Origin of the sequence: Enterococcus massiliensis (assembly GCF_001050095.1) — a bacterium.
GTDB lineage: Bacteria > Bacillota > Bacilli > Lactobacillales > Enterococcaceae > Enterococcus_C > Enterococcus_C songbeiensis.
This window is the reverse complement of the sequence record NZ_CVRN01000007.1, coordinates 1128575-1146491: the sequence shown is the minus strand read 5'-3', so window position 1 is coordinate 1146491 and position 17917 is coordinate 1128575. Positions and strand designations below refer to the sequence as shown.

Here is a 17917-nt window from a genome sequence, read left to right as displayed (position 1 = left end):
TCCTTCTTTATAATAAATTGAATACTCAAAAAAGAGCCTGAAAACAAAAAAACGAACAATAGCGAATTCTTCGCTCCAATCCGTACTCGTCCTAAAAGTCCGACGTTTTGGAACTTCTTCTATCTATTGTTCGAATTATTTTCTTATAATCTATTTGTTTATTCCTCAGGCTCATCAATCGCTTTTTCAGGAACTGCTTCTGTAGCATCCATTTGCTGATTTTGCCAGATTCGCTTTTCTTTTGCTACTTCTGCCTGTACTTTTTCTTGAAAATTTTCTTGGTAATCCGTTAATTGTTTGCTTAATTCTTTGATGGTTTTTCGTTGTTGCCATAGCGTACTGGTGGAAGTAAGAAAAAGAATTATCGCACCTAAAATCGTCGAACCAAGAATCACCAAAATTAACGGTGCCTCGATTTTTCCAAAGCCAAAATTAATTGCCACCGGCATTGTATTAAATACGGCAAACAAAACAACGATCAAAACCAAAATAAAGCCTAAAATTGCCCGCCATTGATTTTTCATCTATTTCCCTCACTTTTGGTTAAAAATCCCGCCTGCTAAATAATCACCAATGGTCGGGAACAACGTATAAAATCGAGCTGCCACTTCCATGATGCGAGGCCGATTGATTTCTCGTACTGGTCTTTCCATGCTACGGACAATTGTTGCCGCTAATTTTTGAGGATCTAAAACAAAGGCATCGACCGTCGCAAGATAATCCCCTGAAGGATCTGCTTTGTCAAAAAATTCAGTTCGAATTGGTCCAGGATTAACAGTTGTTACATGAATATTAGAAGGTTTCAACTCCAGACGCAAAGCGTTAGAGAATCCCAACACTGCATATTTCGTTGCTGAATAAACCGCGGATTTGGGCGTTGCCATTTTTCCAGCCATCGAGGCGATATTGATAATATGCCCCTTCTTTTCTTCCAACATTTCTAAAAGGATCTTTTGTGTCAAAAACATCATACCTAACACATTGACTTCGAACATATTTCTTGCCTGTTCTAGATCAAAATCGGCAAAGTTATCAAAAAAACCAAAGCCAGCGTTATTAACCAAGACATCTACTGTTCCGATTTCAGCAACTTTTTCTAAAAAGCTCTCGATACTTTCAGGATTGCTGACATCAAGCTGAAAAGCATAGGCGGGTTTCCCGCTTAATTCGCTACAGTTGTCTTTGACTTTACCAATCAAATTGATTCGACGGGCGCAGGTGATTACAATAGCGCCTTTTTTTGCTGCTTCATAACAAATTTGTTCTCCTAGTCCGGCAGAGCTGCCGGTAACTAAAACGATTTTATCTTCTAAATCCATTGTATCGCTCCTTCCTTATTTCTCACAAAAAGGAATTTCAATCACATCAAAATCCTTCACAATTTTTGTATTCGGAAAAATTTCCTGTGCTTCAGCTTCTAAGCCCAACACATCTTTGCCTAAATAACGCGCACTGATATGGGTCAACAACAACTGCTTGACTTGTGCATTCTTTGCTACTTCCGCTGCTTGATGCGTTGTAGAATGAAAATAGGCCTTTGCCATCTGTGCTTCATTTTTATTAAAGGTGCTTTCGTGAACCAGCACATCTGCATTTTGTGCAAGTGCCACTGCATTTTGCGTTTTTCGGGTATCTCCTAAAATCGTTACGACTCGCCCTTTTTTCACAGTTCCAACGAAATCCTTGCCACTGATTTTTCGTCCATCAGGTAAAGTCACTGTCATGCCTTTTTTTAATTGTCCATAAATTGGTCCTGGTGCAATTCCTAGCTCTTGCAACGCAGCAACCTGCAATTCACCATCATGGTCAGCTTCAACGATTCGAAAACCATAGCTGGTAATTCCATGCTCTAATTTGTGGCAATAGACCTGAAATTGCTGGTCTTTGAAAAGTAGACCTTCAATTTCAATCTCAATATATTTTATTGGGTAGCTCAAACGAGTTTGGGAAGTTTTCAACGCAGTTTGGATAAAATTTTTAATGCCTTTGGGTCCATAAATTTCAAGGGCTTCATTGCCCCCTTGAAATGAACGGCTACTGATCAGTCCTGGCAATCCAAAGATATGATCCCCATGAAGATGGGTGATAAAAATTTTTTCGATTTTTCTTGGGCGAATATTCGTCCGCAAAATTTGCATTTGCGTTCCTTCACCACAGTCAAAAAGCCAAACGGCATTCCGTTCGTCTAAAAGTTTAAAAGCAATACTGCTGACATTTCGATGCTTTGCCGGAACACCGGCGCCAGTTCCTAAAAATTCTAGTTCCATTTTTTTCCATCTTTCTACTAATTCACTTGATGTTTAGGTGAATATTCTCACCACTAGGGACTAGTATATCATTTTCAGTTCTCTTTTTCTTGCTTTTTATTTGAGTTGATTTCGGCTGTAGCTGAATTTTCTTCATGCTTTGACTGCCAATCTTTTTTGGCATTTTCCTGCGTATTTTTTTCAACTTCCCGGGCTTTTCTGACCTCTTCTTCCACATCTTCTAATTCCAAGCGTGTGATGCCGCCGCCTAATTCGTTAATGATCACCTGATTGATGGGACGATTGTCTTCTTCGTCTGCAATCAAAATCAGCCCTGTTTGTCCTTCGCTGATTTGATTGATAACAAATTCAAAAACATTTTGGGCATCTTTGATTTCTTTAGCATCTTGAGTGGCCCCAATCATACTCCCCCCAAACCAGCCAAGAAGAACGCCCAACGGTCCGCCAAGAATTCCCACCAGCATGCCGATCAGGCCGCCTTTGGAAGTTTTATTGCTACCGGTAAAATCTAGAAAATCATCGATAGAAAATTTATGATCCCCTACCGAATGAGTGACAACAGCCATTTGTTCCCCTTTGACAGCTCCTTGAGCCGCCAATTTCTTAATTTCAGAAAATGCTTGATAAGCTTGGGATGTTACTTCAAAGTTCATAACAATTACTCTTTTTGTCATATTCTCAGTCCTCCGTTATTTTATTCACTTAAATTTTACCAGTAATTTGCAAGAATGGGAAAAGAAAGCACTTAAAAAACCAGTTCATGATTGCTCATAAACTGGTTTTCGCTATTTTAACTCATCCACTCTTTTTGAAAATTGCTTATTCAACAAATTCAAATTCAAAATTACCAATCCGAACGATATCGCCATCTTTTGCTCCACGGGCACGTAAGGCTTCGTCCACACCTAATCCTCGCAATTGACGGGCAAAGCGCATCACCGTCTCATCATGGTCGAAATTCGTCATCTGGAATAGTTTTTCGATTTTCTCGCCAGAAAGCGTCCATGAAGCATCAGGTTCACGATCGATTTCAAATTCAGGACCATCTGCAGTAAAACCGTAATGTACTGCATCTTCTTCCAGTTCTTCTTCATAAAGAGGAAACTCTGGCGTTACTTCTAATAAATCAGCCGTAGCATTTAGTAAAGCATCGATTCCTTTGCGGGTCACACTGGAGATTGGAAAAATTGGCAGATCGTCTGCATATTCATCGGTTTTTTCTTTTGCAATCTGTTCCTTAAACTTCTTCAGGTTTTCTTCAGATTCCGGCATATCCATTTTATTTGCTACGATAATTTGCGGACGTTCCATCAAACGCAAATTATGTGAAGCTAATTCTTTGTTGATTGCCAGATAGTCTTCGTAGGGATCTCGACCTTCCATGCCACTCATATCGATTACATGCAAAATAACACGTGTCCGTTCGATGTGCCGCAAAAATTGAGTCCCTAATCCTACACCTTGAGATGCTCCTTCAATCAATCCTGGTAAATCAGCTACGGCATAACTCCGTCCATCAGAAGAAGTTACCATACCAAGGTTTGGCACCAAGGTAGTAAAATGATAGGCACCGATTTTAGGACGGGCAGATGAAATAACTGATAATAAGGTAGATTTTCCAACAGAAGGGAATCCAACCAAACCAACATCCGCCAAAACTTTTAACTCTAATTCAAGTTTTCGTTCTTGTCCGGGTTCACCATTTTCTGCTAATTCAGGTGCAGGATTTTTGGGTGAAGCAAACCGGGTATTTCCCCGGCCGCCTCGACCACCTTTTGCGATGACTAATGTCTGACCCTCATCAACCAAATCACCCAGTAATGCACCAGTTTCAGCATCACGAACCGTTGTACCAGGTGGCACCTTAACAAAGGTATCTTCTGCTCCTCTACCATGCATTCCTTTACTCATACCGTTTTCGCCAGATAATGCTTTAAAATGACGATTGTAACGAAAATCCATCAACGTCCGTAAGCCTTCGTCAACGACTAAAATAATATCGCCGCCGTGCCCGCCATCCCCACCGGCCGGTCCGCCGTCCGGAACATATTTCTCTCTTCTAAATGCCACCATGCCGTCACCGCCTTTTCCGGCTTTTACGTCAATGGTCACTTGATCTAAAAACATGGACATTTTCTTGTCCTCCTCACTTCAATTCCTATTTATTATAGCGGAAAACAACCGCTATCGTCTACTTATTGTTTTTCAGAAACAATTTCGCATGCGCCGATTCAATGTACCATAGAATCAACGAATTGACTAGGAAAGTTGGAAGAACTTTAGGAAGTTTTTCTCTTTTTATTGATAAAAAATGACAGATGCTTTTACTGTCTGAGTTTCTGTGATTCCTTCATCAAACTTCACACTAAAATATAATTCATCCAGGGTGGCATTGGTTAGTTGCTCTTTCTCAGTTAAATCAAACGTATTTTGATAGATTCCTTTTTCCCCATCAATCACTTTCACCTGACTACTTGTTTGACTAGCATTATCAGATGCATCCGTATTATTATCCGAAATAGCATGATAGTCTTTCGTTGAGATACGTAGACAATACCCAAGGTTATGGACAAACACTGATTTTTTTGGTGCATGTTTTACTTGATAGGTAATGACCGCCTTGCCATTTTCTACTTTGCTGTTGAGCAACTGGAAGCTCAAAGGATCAAAGGAAGACGTTAAGAGTGTTTGTTTATCTTCCAGGGAGATTAATTTTGAGTACTCATTTTGTTCATATACAGCTTCAAATGTATACTTGGTATTCTTTTTCGGAAGTTCCTTTAACTGTAAACGTTGATTTCCATTATCAAGGAGTTGGCTGTTTTTAGAAAATAAAAGATCATTTCCCTCCTCATCGAGGATTTTCATTCCTTCAATCGTCGCATCAGTTTTTGACTGATTGATTTGAACATCCAATGTGCTGATTTTTTCAGACGGGTTAAGTGAAACAAGTTGATACTTGAGTCCATCAACCCCAAAATCGAGCGTTTTATCTACGTCAATTTTTTCCCCTTTTGATTGTTTCAGAGGAATAGAGAAAGTCCACGGCCCTTTAACACCATTAATGGTTGTAATTTCTAATAAAAATGTGGAAGCATCGGGAATTTGCTCTGAGGATAATCTTTGATGGATTTGAAACTTATACCCATTCTTTATTTCTTCAAACGCTGTTCCTTCACTTACCGCTATTTTTTGTTCAGCGATTTCCAAAGAAAGTTCATTTTCCTTATTTAAATTGGGAATATCTCCCGTAACGGTTCCAGTAAATGAGAGAATATCCCCCTCATAATACGCATCATTAACTGTGACGTTTATGCCATTTTTTGTTTCAGTCAGATTTAAGGCCTGTGTTTTCCCCTCCTCTAGCATCATCTCACCAAGAGAGTCTCCATTTCGCGCATAAAGATGACCAATCCACGGAAGTTGAGCGAACGCGCGTCCAATAGTGGGGTTGATGAAACCACTGGCAAAAAAGAGTGTGAGTGCTGCAACTAAGCCAATTGATAAGCGGATTTGACCGCGTTTCCTCTTGCTATAAAATGGACTTCGTTTTGTTCCACTATGAATCGCATCGATTACTTTTTGACGTGGTACTGGAATTTGTTCGATCATTTCTTTTATTATCTTTTTTTCATTCATAATAATTTCCTCCTAAAAACTGTTGAAGTTGTTGACGACCACGAGCCAGATAGGTTTTCACGGTTCCTTCTGGTATTTTTAATAAGCGGCTGATCTCTTTAATAGAAAAATCCTGATAATAAAATAATTGCAACACTTCTCGATAATTTTGATTGATTTTTTTCATTGCTTCCGTAAGATCCATGCTTGTTTCGGACGAACCACTGAAATCTTCAATGGGTACCGCAACCTCTTCAAGCGGTATTTGCTGAGTATTTCCACGTTTGGTCAAAATTTTCCCGGAAGTGCGAATCAGAATTCTGGTAAACCATGTATAAAAATATTCGGGTTGTACCAACTTGCGTATAGTTCGCATCCCCTGGAAAGTCGCTTCCTGAACGGCATCCAGAGCATCTTCTTGTGAGTGTAGATAAAGAAATGCTGTTCGATAAATATAGTCATATTCTTGAATCAACAATTCCTCGTAAGCAGTTTTGTTTCCTTTAACCGCTAACTTTGCTAATTCTAATTGTTTTTCTGTCATTTTCGGCACTGCATTATCCCTCCTTTACACCCCATTAGTGTCCAATAGCCGTTGAAAAGTTTCAATTATTTTTTGATTTCTTTTTTTCTCACAAAAGACGAATTCTTTGACAAAAAAGCTGGTTGCAGTCATGATATTAATAGAATAAAGCCTTTTCAAAATGGAAGGTTTTATAAAAAATAAATCATGCACCAGGGAGGAAATTTTATGACAGTAAAAGTTGGTATTAACGGTTTCGGACGAATTGGACGTCTTGCCTTTCGTCGAATCAAAGAAGTTTCAGATGATATTGAAGTTGTTGCAATCAATGATTTAACAAGTCCAGTGATGTTAGCTCAGCTCCTACAGTTTGATTCAACTCACGGAACCTATCCAGGAACTGTTACGGCAACAGATAATTCGATTGTGGTCGATGGTGAAGAAACCCGTGTCTATGCCGAACCTGATGCAAGTAAGATCCCTTGGGCAAAAGATAATGGCGTCGATATCGTATTGGAATGTACTGGTTTCTATACATCGAAAGAAAAAGCACAGGCCCATTTAGATGCCGGCGTAAAACGCGTGGTTATTTCAGCTCCTGCCGGACAAATGAAGACGATTGTTTACAATGTCAACGATGATACCTTGACCTCAGATGATACCATTATCTCAGCAGGTTCTTGTACCACAAACTGTCTGGCACCGATGGCTTATTTCTTAAATAATGAATTTGGTATTGAAGTTGGAACAATGACAACGGTTCATGCTTATACATCAACCCAAATGTTGTTGGATGGTCCTGTTCGTGGAGGAAATTTACGGGCGGCTCGTTCAGCTGCGGATAATACCATTCCTCATTCTACTGGTGCAGCTAAAGCAATTGGTTTAGTTATTCCAGAGTTGAACGGAAAACTGCAAGGACATGCACAACGGGTTCCTGTTGTTGATGGTTCCTTGACGGAGCTCGTTTCAATTTTGAAAACTAAGGTGACTGCAGAGGAAGTAAACGAAGCAATCAAGAAACATACGGTGGACAATCCTTCCTTTGGTTACGATGATCGTCAAATCGTTTCTACTGATGTTATTGGAACGACAGAAGGTTCAATCTTTGATCCAACTCAAACAGAAGTAACTTCAGCCGGAGATTTCCAATTGGTCAAAACGGTTGCTTGGTACGACAATGAATATGGCTTCACTTGCCAAATGATTCGTTTGTTGGAAAAATTCGCTAATCTTTAATTTTTAATCCAAATATCGACAAAAAAACTCGCTTGCAGTCGGATCTGACTTGCAAGCGAGTTTTTTTATTTGTTTTCAATCAGTTTAAAGTTAGACCAAGGTTTAATGAAATTCAGCAAGAATAATTCGTCATCAGCAATTCGTCCAACAACGTTTACGCGACCGTCATTTTTCATGTCCTTCAACGCAATTTGTGTTTCCCCTTTGTATTGACCAAATTCTACATTATCAATCAACACATCGCCACGAGTCATATCTTTTGTGTTATGAGGCGGAAATTCTTTGTCTTTGTAATATACCCGAGTCATTGTTGAACGTAGGATATATTCGGAACGATCCCCACGGTAGCTGTGTAGGTTGTCGAACAAACAAATCCGTTCATTTTCTGAAATATCCTCTGCCACATCGACTTTCAATGTTGGGTATGGTGAAGTGAAGGCTTCTGCCATCGCTTGTAATTCTCGTTCTGACGCGTAGGCATTTCCAATCGTGATATCATCGATCAAGCCGGTCAGCATTAAATGTTTTACTTGAGTTGCGATTTCTAGTTCTCGATGGTCTTCCAAGGAACAAAGGCCGTCTTGTGTTGGCCATGGTCCAAAGGTTGCGTCATGAGAGTTGACAAACGCCATGGTATTCAAATTATATTTACGGAATTTTTCTGAGCAATAAACAAAATGATCATAGCTCAAGCCAGAATAACGATGAGGATAAAAATTATGTGAACCCAGTAAATGATCCGTATTTGGTGAATAGCTCATGATATTATCTACATAATTTGTTCCACTGCTCATATTGATCTCGATTTTGATGCCATAAGGATTTCGAGTCATCCGAGCTTCTTCTGCTCCAGTAAACCCAACGTCCAATCGTACCCCGTCAGCACCGAGATCTTTAAAGAAGGATAAATCGTCATAGGAAATATCTAATTGTTCAAACAAAGCTGGATTAATATCCACCATGACTTCCATATCCAAGCTGTTTGCGTAATCAACAACACGTTTAAATTCAGCTAATACTTTTTCTTTGTCGTCTTTGATTTGCAAAAGACTGGTAAATACCCGTTTAAATCCATATTTATGCGCTAGCTCTAAATATGCTTTGTCCTTTTCAAACGTTGAACGTTCTGGATAAATCGAAATACCTAATTTTCCCATTGTGTTTCCTCCTAGTATTTACTGCTTTTTTTGAATGCACTTTCATTATATCATTCTGCTTTAATTTGGTCTACACCTTTCCTTTTACTGATTTTTTTTAGAAAGACTAGTCAGTCTTTTAGATATTTGTTATCCTTATCTAGAATACAAATGAGAAAGGAAAAACAAATGAAAACAAAAAAATGGCTTATTTTTGGTTCGATCGCAGCAACTTTTTTCTTAGGCGCCTGCGGCAATCAACAAACAACAAGCAGTAGTTCAGAACAAACAACGGAATCCTCCGTTGACTTAAGTAAAGTAGAACTTCCACAACTAAGTACAGAAGTGGCAGAAAATGAAGATTTGATTGAAATGGTCACGACTGACGGTTCAATCAAAATCAAACTTTTTCCAGAACAAGCACCAAAAGCCGTTGAAAATTTTGTAACTCATGCCAAAGATGGTTACTATGATGGATTGACTTTCCACCGAGTGGTTGAAGATTTTATGATTCAAGGCGGTGATCCAAAAGGCGACGGTTCTGGTGGCGAAAGTATTTGGGGCGAAGGATTCGGGCCTGAGATTTCCAACCAGTTATACAATATTCGTGGCGCTCTATCCATGGCACAGTCAAGCCAACCTAACAGCATCGGAAGTCAATTTTTTATTGTCCAAAACCATGACGATATGTCCGGTAATTTAGCAAAACAATTTACGCCGGAGAAAATTATCGAAACATATAAAGAAGGCGGTGCACCAAGTCTAGACGGTCAATACACCGTGTTTGGTCAAGTCATCGAAGGAATGGACGTCGTTGATAAAATTGCCAAAGCTGAAACTACCGGCGAAGCAAATAGTCAGGGAGAAGATTCCACTCCAAAAAACCCGGTTAAAATCGAATCCATCAAAATTCTGCAAGAAGCAAAATAAATTTTCAACAGATGTAAAAAAGAACTTTTCGCCAGTAAAAAAGCGAAAAGTTCTTTTTTATTTCTGATCACCGACAATAAATGTAAACTCACATTCAGCAGCCTTTTCTCCTTCTACTGTTGCTATTGCCTGTGCTGTGCCAACGCTTCCTTTGATTTTCGTAATTTCAAACATTAATTTCAGAACATCCCCCGGCGTCACTTTTCTTCGGAATTTTGCTTTGTTGATTCCACCGATGTAAGCCGTTCTGCCTAGAAATTCTTCCGTTTTTAAAATAAGAATGGACCCTGCCTGCGCCAATGTTTCTAAAATCAAGGCACCTGGCATCACAGGATTTCCAGGAAAATGACCTTGGAAAAAATCTTCATTCATCGTAACATTTTTCGTTGCAATGATTTTTTTTCCAGGCTCCAGTTCGTCCACATAGTCAATATAAAAAATCGGATAGCGATTCGGAATCAATTCCATTACTTCAACTTCTGTTAAGGCTTTTTTCATTGGTCGTCTCCTTACAATTTTAAAAGTTAATTACTTTGATAATCAAAGTAACATATTCAAATAAATATGGCAAATTAGTATTTAATTAGAAAAAATTAGTTTGACAATCAAACCATATTAGCTAATAATAAAGCAAGGTTAAAAACCAGAGAATCATTTTAAACAATACTATCCGTCGTAAAATTTACTACAGATAGGAATAAGGATGCCAGTTCTACTTTCTCCAAAACGTTTAGTGGAATGGTATGCGGCATGAATATCTGACTAAATTTTCTATTCAGAAAATTTAATACAAACATGAATAAGGATGCCAGTTCCACTTTCTCCAAGACGTCTAGTGGAATGGTATGCGGCATGAATATCTGACTAAATTTTCTATTCAGAAAATTTAATACAAACATGAATAAGGATGCCAGTTCCACTTTCTCCAAGACGTTTAGTGGAATGGTATGCGGTATGAAAATCTGACTAAATTTTCTATTCAGAAAATTTAATACAAACATGAATAAGGAGTGGAAACATGAGTTTTTTAAGTGGAAAAAAAATTGTCGTAATGGGTGTGGCAAATAAACGCAGCATCGCCTGGGGTTGTGCCCAAGCACTTCGCCAACAAGGAGCTGAAGTAATCTATACGTATCAAAATGAACGGATGAAAAAACCGTTACAAAAACTGATTGATGCCAACGATTTTGTTGTGGAATGTGATGTTGCCAGTGATGAAAGTATCCAACAGGCATTTGAAACAATCAAAGAGTATGCGGGAGAAATTCATGGTGTGGTCCATGCAGTAGCTTATGCCAACAAAGATGATTTGTCTGGAGAAGTGACAGCAATTTCTCGCGATGGCTATCAGTTGGCACAAGATATCAGTGCCTATTCTCTGATTGCGGTCACCCGCTATGCCCAACCGATTTTGGCAGAAAACAGCGGTATTGTCACCCTTTCCTATCTTGGTGCACAGCGAGCTGTGCCAAATTACAACATGATGGGAATTGCTAAAGCAGCGTTAGAAGCCTCTGTTCGCTATTTAGCCGCAGAATTATCTCCTAAAGGAATTCGCGTCAACGGAGTTTCCGCCGGCGCTATCAAGACTTTGGCCGTGACTGGTGTGAAAGATTATCAAAAACTAATCCAATTATCAGAGGACCGTACACCAGATCATGTGGGTGTTACCATTGAAGAAGTTGGCAATGCTTGTGCCTTTTTAATCAGCCCATTGTCCAGTGGAATTATCGGTGAAGTGATTTTTGTCGATAAAGGAGTCCACCTTTCTTAATTTTTAATTGCTAGAAATTCCTAAAGTCTGCCTTTTCAAGGTAGGCTTTTTTTGCGAAAATTGTTACAATAGACCTAACTTTGTATGCTAGGGAGAGATTTTTTTATGTTTTTAGCTGTTGCTGAAACAACGGATTCAACAGGTTCAAAATTAACCGAACCTGCTGCAGAACAACTTAATGCACTGCAACGCTGGTGGAACAATATTGATTGGGAAGCAATCGTTGGCATTTTGATCCAAAAAGGATTGACACTACTTCTATTATTGATTCTTTTTGGGCTGCTATTTCGGCTAGGTGATTTTTTAGTCGACCGCAGTTACCATTCCTATAAAAAACGAAACAATATGAACGAAAGTCGGGTCCACACGTTACATACTTTGATCCAAAACGTCGTTCACTACACACTGGGCTTCTTTTTTATCTACTCTTTGTTATCGACGATCGGTATCCCAGTCGGCTCCTTGTTAGCCGGTGCTGGGATTGCTGGTTTGGCAATTGGTCTTGGTGCACAGGGATTTATGAATGATATCATCACCGGTTTTTTCATTATCATGGAACAACAAATTGATGTTGGTGATTACATTCGATTGGCAAATCTTTCCATTGAAGGAACCGTGACTTCGGTAGGAATTCGAACATTACAGATGAAATCGTTAGACGGAACTGTTCACTTTGTTCCCAACCGTAATATTACCACCATTAGTAATACTTCCCGCGCCAATATGCAGGTAGTTGTTGATGTCCGTATTTTGCCTAGTGAAGGCATTGCTCAGATTCGTGGTATTATTGAGGCAACCAACCAAAAAATACGAGAAGCACATGAAGGTGACATTCAAACTCCACCAACAATTTTCGGACTGGTTGATTTGGGTAACAGTAATTATGCGATACGTACAACGATGTACGTATTAAACGGTAAGCAAGCTTCTATCAAGGAAGACTTTTTAGCGGCTTCAGTAGACGCTTTGACTGAGGCTGGTTTTACGATTCCCAATGATCCAATAGCTGGTTTGGCGTAAAAAAATTTCTGTATAAAATGGAAAATCTGAAGAATAACCTTTTTGATAGGTATCCTTCAGATTTTTTATTTATAATTTAAAATTGTGGTTTTTCTTGTACTTGCCATTTATCTAGATAAATTTCTGAAAAAGGATTTTTCTTTTTTAAACAATACTCTTTTGCTAACCACACAATTGGTGAAGCATTTTCGTTGGTAATCAAGGACAAAGGAACCCACGCAGCTCCCAAGGAATCCTGTCCCATAAAATCAGTAACTTCCTGTTGAACATCACCAATATATTCTGAAACTTGATAAAACACACAGATATGCCGGTTCATGGTTGCATTTTGATAGTGCCAAGGCAAAATAATACTGCTTGTTGCTAATTGCTGCCACTTCGTCGCTATTATTCCAGTTTCTTCTTTTATTTCTCGTTGCAGCGTTGCTGATAAACTTTCCCCTGTTTCTAAACTTCCTCCCGGTAAATCATACCGATTCGTATAGGGTCCGCCTTTCTTCTTAATTAAAAGAAGTCTGTTTTTTTCAAAAATTACGCCATATACTCCGAATGCATCATGAAAAATCTTCTCCATATTCCCCCCCGTTTACCTAGTTTTTTCCATATAAAAACGCTCAACTATTTAAACAGTTGAACGTTTTTCTCTCAAATAACCTTTAAGCCTTCTGATTCTTTGGCTACTTTCGGTACTAATTCATATCTGCGCTCGATTTCATGCGCCAAATGATTAACCGATTTTAAAATTTCTTTTCGCGTAATGATTCCCACAAAACGATTTTCATCATCCACCATCGGTAGAAAAGAATTATCTACCAACAAGTGCAAAATGTCTTCTAGCGGACTATCTTCCCTTACACAAGTCACATTTACTTCCATAACATCTGCCACTGTCATACCCGAGAGATTATCGGTATCGATTTTGGTCAAATCAATCATCTTACCCACGATATCATTCAACCCAATCAAGCCAACAAAGTGATCTTCTTTATCCAAAACGGGAATTTTTGAATAACCGACTTTTGACAAAACCAATAACGCATGGTCTAAAGGATTTGCATACATTAAGTTTGCGACATTATCTGCAGGGACTACAAACGTATCTTGTTTTTCCAGCAACAACTCTTTTACCGTTTGCCCTATCATCAAGTTGCCTCCATTTCTGCTTCTAGCTACCTCTTCATTGTACCTAAAAAAACAAAAGAAAGCAGATGAATCGCTTTCTTTTTATAAAAAATTAGACAATTTTTATTTACTTTCAACGAGCAAATTCAAACGCCAGCTCCTTGACTGGTTGATGGCTTCGATCATAGTATTGAATTTGATACCCCTTTTCCTCACTGGTAATAATAGCATAGCTGTGAACCTGAATGGATCCTCGAGGTTGAGAAATGCTGCCGGGATTAAGGTACAAGCGATGCTGTACCAACTCGCAGCCGATTTGATGTGTGTGCCCGAACAAAACAATGTTCGCATCTGCTTGCTGTGCTTCCAATGAAATCTGCGTCAAACCAAAACGAACATTAGATAAATGTCCATGGGTCATGTAAATGCGATCCAATGGCGTTTGTACCAATTGACGATCCAAAAATCCAGCATCAAAATCGCAATTCCCCCCAACTACAGTGTAGGTTTCAAACAGAGGGTCTGCACTGCTCAGCTCAGAATCCCCGCAGTGAAAAAAATAATCGACAGAACCTTGATTTTTTTCTAAAATATCAACTAAAATCTCCCGATCACTATGACTATCACTCACGACTAAATACTTCACACTATTCGTCTCCTTCCAACCAATCCAGCCAGACAGCTTGCAATTTTTGCAATGCCTGTCCTCGGTGACTAAGCCTGTTCTTTTCTGCCGCAGGTAATTCTGCCGCATGCTTTTCCAGTCCATCAACGATAAAAAGCGGATCATAGCCAAAGCCATTTTCTCCTCGAGGGATTCGAGCAATTCGTCCCGACCATTCGGCTTCAACCACTAAGCTTTCTTTGTTGGGCGCAGCAAAAACCAAGGTGCAGTGAAATTGTGCGGTACGTTTCTCATCCGGCACACCGGTTAATTCATGTAATAATTTTGCGTTGTTTGCCGCATCGCTTTTTCGTTCACCGGCAAACCGAGCAGAATAAATTCCCGGCATCCCATGTAACGCATCCACCTTCAAACCTGAATCATCAGCTAAAACTGGCCGTTTTAAAATCTGGGCAATCGTTTCTGCCTTTAGACGAGCATTTTCTTCAAAGGTTTTTCCAGTTTCAGCAACATCAGGTAATTCAGGAAAATCAAGCAAAGTTTTCACTTGATACCCTGATGCGCCAAAAAGGGCATTAAATTCTTTGGCTTTTCCGGGATTTCTCGTGGCAATAACAATTGTTTGATCATCTGTTGACGCTACCTCTTCCAGTAATGCTTCTTTTTGAAAAGCAATTAATGACTCGATGGCTGTTTTGCCAAAAAAGAGCATACTATTTAATTGTTCTCCGTCGAAGGTCGCTTCTTCTCCAGTTCCCTGAATCTCAACAAAACGTCCGGACTCGGTCATTACCAGATTCATATCAACGAGTGCTGAAAAATCTTCTTCATAATCCAGATCCGTTACAATTTCCCCGTCTGGTAAAATCCCCACGCTGATTGCTGCCAAATGTTCCTTAATGGGATCTTCCTTCAAAATATTTTTTTGCAATAGTTGGTTGACCGCCAAACGCAAAGCAACAAACGCACCAGTGATACTGGCAGTTCGAGTGCCGCCATCTGCCTGCAGGACATCACAATCAACAACGATACTGCGCTCGCCTAATTTTTTCAAATCAACAACAGCCCGCAAGGAACGACCAATCAGTCGTTGAATTTCCATTGTTCTACCGGAAATTTTTCCCTTGCTGCTTTCTCGACGATTTCGACTAGCCGTAGCACGAGGTAGCATGCTATATTCTGCTGTAACCCATCCGGTGTGGCTATCTCGTAAAAAAGGCGGAACAGACTGTTCAACCGTTGCGGAACAAATCACCTTTGTATCACCAAAAGAAATAACAACCGACCCTTCTGGATATTTGTAGACATTTGTTTCAATGGTGATTTTACGGATATCTTGAATGCTACGACCATCATGACGCATTAATGTGCTCCTCCTAATTCGATATGTTGTGCTTCGACATTGATTTCTAGCCAATCATTGGCAATTTCATCAAACATTTTTGTCGAGCCTGTGGTGTAAAAGGTGCGTTGTGGCGGCTTATTAGACGCTGCTGCAATGCCAAAATAATCCAACAGCATGCTGACTTCCCCAACAGTTTCTGCTCCCGAATCAATCAGATGCACATTGCCCACCACATTTTGAATAAGTGGACGCAACAACGGATAATGGGTACACCCCAGCACCAAAGTATCAATTTTTTTATTTTTTAGCGGTAGTAAGGTTTCTGCGACAATTTTTTTTGCAACAGAAGACTGATACTCATTGCTTTCAACGATAGGAACAAATTTTGGACACGCCAGACTAAAGACTTTGCTGCTTGGTGTTTTAGCACGGATCGCCCGTTCATAGGAACCGCTTCTGATTGTTCCTTGGGTACCAATCACTCCGATTCGTTGATTTTTGGTGAATTTAACTGCCGCTCGTGAACCGGGTAAGATAACCCCGACTACTGGAATCGGCAACAGATCTTTAATTTCTTCTAAAGCAACTGCTGTAGCTGTATTGCAGGCAATCACTAACAATTTGATTTTCTTTTCCAGCAGAAAATTAGTCATCTGCCATGTAAATTCAACAACTTGCTCTGCAGGACGTGGCCCATATGGACAACGAGCCGTATCGCCAAGATAAACGATCGATTCATTCGGCAATTGTTTCAGTGCTTCTTTAACAACCGTTAAACCTCCAACACCGGAATCGATAAAGCCGATAGGTTGTTCATTTGACATATATTTTTCTTCCTTTACTCAGGGATCTTTTTTATCAGTCCAATGTCCCTATTTTCTCCTTTTTTTTGTTTTTTTTCAAGTCTAGCTTTTAATTCTGTGTTAGAGCATTAAGATCCCTTAATAATTGTAAGAAAAGAAGAAACCACGGAAAACGATTCGTTCTCCGCAGTTCTTTTAATAGTTGTATTGCTTTGTTTCCAAATAACGGGAAACCAAAGATAGTAGATAACAAACAGCAAAGTAGGCAATCGTCATTGCCAAAAACATCGGCAAAACATATTGTTCATTTTGACCGTAAATAATTTTAGCATTATGAGTTAACTCCGGCAATGAAATAATTACTGCCAGTGAAGTATCTTTAATCAAAGAAATCAACTGACTGAGAATCGCTGGAATCATTGATTTAAAAGCCTGTGGTAAAACAATCGTCCTCATCGATTCAAGGTAACTTAATCCAGTCGATAAACCTGCCTCCATCTGTCCTTTCGGTACAGCATTTAAGCCGGCACGAAAAATTTCTGACAACATGGCTGATTCAAAAATTGTCAGCGCTACGACTGCTGACCAAAAAATGTCAAAGCTAATCCCAATTTGCGGTAAAGCAAAGTAGGTAAAGAAAATAATCAGCAGCAACGGTAAATTACGAATCACATCAATAATTATGCCGATGATCCGCGACAGAAATGGAACTTTGGAAAAACGAATCACACCAGCAAGTCCACCGATTAAAAAACTAAAAACGATAGAAAGCAGTGAGACTTCCACCGTTACCCGCAGTCCCTCAAAAAGAAAGCGCAGATTTACCCATGAAAATGCATCAAAAAAATTCATTATCTTCTCCCCTTTCTAAGAGCGAACTGCCCAGTGTTTTTCTAGATAAACCATCAAATACGACAATGGCAATGTAAGTGTCAAATAGAAAATCCCTACGATAATATACGTATCAAACGTATTAAAAGTCTCTCCGGCAATCAAATCTCCTTGATACATCAAATCTAATCCAGCGACCATCGCCAAAACCGAAGAATTTTTGACTAAATTGATGAATTGATTGCCTAATGGTGGAACCACGATTTTGAACGCTTGAGGCAAAATAATATATCGCATCGTTTGTGCGTAGGTAAAGCCTGAAGAGAGCCCCGCCTCCATTTGTCCTTTGGGAACGGTCTGGATTCCTGAACGAACGGTTTCTGCAATAAATGCTGAAGTATAAATGACTAGTCCAATCGTCCCAGCTTGGAAGCCATCAATATTTGCGCCGTACATCGGTAAGACAACAAAGAAAAACATGGCAATAATCAACAAGGGAATATTTCTGAAAAATTCAACGTATGCTCTTGCTAAACCACGGATGATTTTACTTTTAGCTAATTGAAGAATCGCCATCATTGTCCCAATCAACAAACTAAAAAATAGTGCAATCAGACTGGAGTAAATGGTGAACTTAAACCCTTCCAGAAACATACCAGAATATTCATTAAAAAGTGTAAGCAT

20 protein-coding genes are annotated in these 17917 nt (G+C 39.4%); 4 read left to right on the top strand and 16 right to left on the bottom strand.

Annotation, left to right across the window (positions count from 1 at the left end):
• Window positions 1-158 precede the first annotated feature (158 nt).
• From BN1875_RS12755 to BN1875_RS12725, 7 genes are all read right to left on the bottom strand, one after another.
• Window positions 159-524, bottom strand: a complete 366-nt coding sequence (locus BN1875_RS12755; protein ID WP_048605193.1) for a LapA family protein — start codon at window positions 522-524, stop codon at window positions 159-161.
• Window positions 525-533: 9 nt separating this feature from the next.
• A complete protein-coding gene (locus BN1875_RS12750) occupies window positions 534-1319 on the bottom strand; it encodes an SDR family NAD(P)-dependent oxidoreductase (RefSeq protein ID WP_048605192.1) in 786 nt (261 codons plus the stop codon).
• A 15-nt stretch (window positions 1320-1334) separates the two neighbouring features.
• On the bottom strand, window positions 1335-2267 hold the full coding sequence (gene rnz, locus BN1875_RS12745; protein WP_048605191.1) for a ribonuclease Z: 933 nt from the start codon (window positions 2265-2267) through the stop codon (window positions 1335-1337).
• Between the two features lie 74 nt (window positions 2268-2341).
• The gene (locus BN1875_RS12740) at window positions 2342-2941 is read right to left on the bottom strand and encodes a DUF1269 domain-containing protein (protein ID WP_048605190.1); all 600 of its coding nucleotides are present in this window, start codon (window positions 2939-2941) and stop codon (window positions 2342-2344) included.
• 145 nt (window positions 2942-3086) lie between these two features.
• The gene (obgE, locus tag BN1875_RS12735) at window positions 3087-4400 is read right to left on the bottom strand and encodes a GTPase ObgE (RefSeq protein WP_048605189.1); all 1314 of its coding nucleotides are present in this window, start codon (window positions 4398-4400) and stop codon (window positions 3087-3089) included.
• A 165-nt stretch (window positions 4401-4565) separates the two neighbouring features.
• On the bottom strand, window positions 4566-5906 hold the full coding sequence (locus BN1875_RS12730; RefSeq protein ID WP_048605188.1) for a DUF4179 domain-containing protein: 1341 nt from the start codon (window positions 5904-5906) through the stop codon (window positions 4566-4568).
• The gene (locus BN1875_RS12725; protein ID WP_048605352.1) at window positions 5899-6429 is read right to left on the bottom strand and encodes a sigma-70 family RNA polymerase sigma factor; all 531 of its coding nucleotides are present in this window, start codon (window positions 6427-6429) and stop codon (window positions 5899-5901) included. Before BN1875_RS12725 ends, BN1875_RS12730 begins: the two co-directional genes overlap by 8 nt.
• Window positions 6430-6636: 207 nt before the next feature.
• Here BN1875_RS12725 and gap point away from each other — a divergent pair, with 207 nt between their 5' ends.
• Complete coding sequence (gap, locus tag BN1875_RS12720) at window positions 6637-7647, top strand: type I glyceraldehyde-3-phosphate dehydrogenase (RefSeq protein ID WP_048605187.1); 1011 nt, start codon at window positions 6637-6639, stop codon at window positions 7645-7647.
• Between the two features lie 65 nt (window positions 7648-7712).
• On the opposite strand, the gene BN1875_RS12715 is transcribed toward gap, so the two are convergent.
• Entirely contained in the window at window positions 7713-8804 is a 1092-nt protein-coding gene (locus BN1875_RS12715; RefSeq protein ID WP_048605186.1) for a DUF871 domain-containing protein, read from the bottom strand.
• Between the two features lie 168 nt (window positions 8805-8972).
• Between BN1875_RS12715 and BN1875_RS12710 the strand changes: the two genes are divergently transcribed.
• Window positions 8973-9713 carry a peptidylprolyl isomerase gene (locus tag BN1875_RS12710; RefSeq protein ID WP_048605185.1) on the top strand — a complete coding sequence of 247 codons (741 nt, stop codon included), beginning with the start codon at window positions 8973-8975 and terminating at the stop codon, window positions 9711-9713.
• A 57-nt stretch (window positions 9714-9770) separates the two neighbouring features.
• On the opposite strand, the gene fabZ is transcribed toward BN1875_RS12710, so the two are convergent.
• Window positions 9771-10211 carry a 3-hydroxyacyl-ACP dehydratase FabZ gene (gene fabZ, locus BN1875_RS12705; RefSeq protein WP_048605184.1) on the bottom strand — a complete coding sequence of 147 codons (441 nt, stop codon included), beginning with the start codon at window positions 10209-10211 and terminating at the stop codon, window positions 9771-9773.
• A 520-nt stretch (window positions 10212-10731) separates the two neighbouring features.
• Between fabZ and fabI the strand changes: the two genes are divergently transcribed.
• Both fabI and BN1875_RS12690 read left to right on the top strand, forming a co-directional pair.
• On the top strand, window positions 10732-11487 hold the full coding sequence (gene fabI / locus BN1875_RS12695; RefSeq protein ID WP_048605182.1) for an enoyl-ACP reductase FabI: 756 nt from the start codon (window positions 10732-10734) through the stop codon (window positions 11485-11487).
• A gap of 105 nt (window positions 11488-11592) precedes the next feature.
• Window positions 11593-12507, top strand: a complete 915-nt coding sequence (locus BN1875_RS12690; RefSeq protein WP_048605181.1) for a mechanosensitive ion channel family protein — start codon at window positions 11593-11595, stop codon at window positions 12505-12507.
• A 76-nt stretch (window positions 12508-12583) separates the two neighbouring features.
• Here the strand turns inward: BN1875_RS12690 and BN1875_RS12685 are convergent, their stop codons facing one another.
• From BN1875_RS12685 to BN1875_RS12655, 7 genes are all read right to left on the bottom strand, one after another.
• Window positions 12584-13081 carry an NUDIX hydrolase gene (locus BN1875_RS12685; protein ID WP_048605180.1) on the bottom strand — a complete coding sequence of 166 codons (498 nt, stop codon included), beginning with the start codon at window positions 13079-13081 and terminating at the stop codon, window positions 12584-12586.
• 71 nt (window positions 13082-13152) lie between these two features.
• Window positions 13153-13650 (bottom strand): cyclic-di-AMP-binding protein CbpB, encoded by a 498-nt coding sequence (gene cbpB / locus BN1875_RS12680; protein ID WP_048605179.1) that lies wholly within the window; start codon window positions 13648-13650, stop codon window positions 13153-13155.
• 112 nt (window positions 13651-13762) lie between these two features.
• The gene (locus BN1875_RS12675; protein ID WP_048605178.1) at window positions 13763-14275 is read right to left on the bottom strand and encodes a metallophosphoesterase; all 513 of its coding nucleotides are present in this window, start codon (window positions 14273-14275) and stop codon (window positions 13763-13765) included.
• Between the two features lies 1 nt (window position 14276).
• Window positions 14277-15617, bottom strand: a complete 1341-nt coding sequence (rph, locus tag BN1875_RS12670) for a ribonuclease PH (RefSeq protein ID WP_048605177.1) — start codon at window positions 15615-15617, stop codon at window positions 14277-14279.
• The gene (racE, locus tag BN1875_RS12665) at window positions 15617-16423 is read right to left on the bottom strand and encodes a glutamate racemase (RefSeq protein ID WP_048605176.1); all 807 of its coding nucleotides are present in this window, start codon (window positions 16421-16423) and stop codon (window positions 15617-15619) included. The genes rph and racE overlap by 1 nt, the downstream gene beginning before the upstream one ends.
• A gap of 174 nt (window positions 16424-16597) precedes the next feature.
• Window positions 16598-17254: an amino acid ABC transporter permease gene (locus BN1875_RS12660; protein WP_048605175.1), complete on the bottom strand. Its 657-nt coding sequence runs from the start codon at window positions 17252-17254 to the stop codon at window positions 16598-16600.
• A gap of 15 nt (window positions 17255-17269) precedes the next feature.
• A complete protein-coding gene (locus BN1875_RS12655; RefSeq protein ID WP_048605174.1) occupies window positions 17270-17917 on the bottom strand; it encodes an amino acid ABC transporter permease in 648 nt (215 codons plus the stop codon).

Coding starts and splice junctions, on each gene's coding strand:
- BN1875_RS12755 (WP_048605193.1), bottom strand. CDS start 524: ATGAAAAATCAATGGCGGGCAATTTTAGGCTTTATTTTGGTTTTGATC.
- BN1875_RS12750 (WP_048605192.1), bottom strand. CDS start 1,319: ATGGATTTAGAAGATAAAATCGTTTTAGTTACCGGCAGCTCTGCCGGA.
- rnz (WP_048605191.1), bottom strand. CDS start 2,267: ATGGAACTAGAATTTTTAGGAACTGGCGCCGGTGTTCCGGCAAAGCAT.
- BN1875_RS12740 (WP_048605190.1), bottom strand. CDS start 2,941: ATGACAAAAAGAGTAATTGTTATGAACTTTGAAGTAACATCCCAAGCT.
- obgE (WP_048605189.1), bottom strand. CDS start 4,400: ATGTCCATGTTTTTAGATCAAGTGACCATTGACGTAAAAGCCGGAAAA.
- BN1875_RS12730 (WP_048605188.1), bottom strand. CDS start 5,906: ATGAATGAAAAAAAGATAATAAAAGAAATGATCGAACAAATTCCAGTA.
- BN1875_RS12725 (WP_048605352.1), bottom strand. CDS start 6,429: ATGACAGAAAAACAATTAGAATTAGCAAAGTTAGCGGTTAAAGGAAAC.
- gap (WP_048605187.1), top strand. CDS start 6,637: ATGACAGTAAAAGTTGGTATTAACGGTTTCGGACGAATTGGACGTCTT.
- BN1875_RS12715 (WP_048605186.1), bottom strand. CDS start 8,804: ATGGGAAAATTAGGTATTTCGATTTATCCAGAACGTTCAACGTTTGAA.
- BN1875_RS12710 (WP_048605185.1), top strand. CDS start 8,973: ATGAAAACAAAAAAATGGCTTATTTTTGGTTCGATCGCAGCAACTTTT.
- fabZ (WP_048605184.1), bottom strand. CDS start 10,211: ATGAAAAAAGCCTTAACAGAAGTTGAAGTAATGGAATTGATTCCGAAT.
- fabI (WP_048605182.1), top strand. CDS start 10,732: ATGAGTTTTTTAAGTGGAAAAAAAATTGTCGTAATGGGTGTGGCAAAT.
- BN1875_RS12690 (WP_048605181.1), top strand. CDS start 11,593: ATGTTTTTAGCTGTTGCTGAAACAACGGATTCAACAGGTTCAAAATTA.
- BN1875_RS12685 (WP_048605180.1), bottom strand. CDS start 13,081: ATGGAGAAGATTTTTCATGATGCATTCGGAGTATATGGCGTAATTTTT.
- cbpB (WP_048605179.1), bottom strand. CDS start 13,650: ATGATAGGGCAAACGGTAAAAGAGTTGTTGCTGGAAAAACAAGATACG.
- rph (WP_048605177.1), bottom strand. CDS start 15,617: ATGCGTCATGATGGTCGTAGCATTCAAGATATCCGTAAAATCACCATT.
- racE (WP_048605176.1), bottom strand. CDS start 16,423: ATGTCAAATGAACAACCTATCGGCTTTATCGATTCCGGTGTTGGAGGT.
- BN1875_RS12660 (WP_048605175.1), bottom strand. CDS start 17,254: ATGAATTTTTTTGATGCATTTTCATGGGTAAATCTGCGCTTTCTTTTT.
- BN1875_RS12655 (WP_048605174.1), bottom strand. CDS start 17,917: ATGCTTACACTTTTTAATGAATATTCTGGTATGTTTCTGGAAGGGTTT.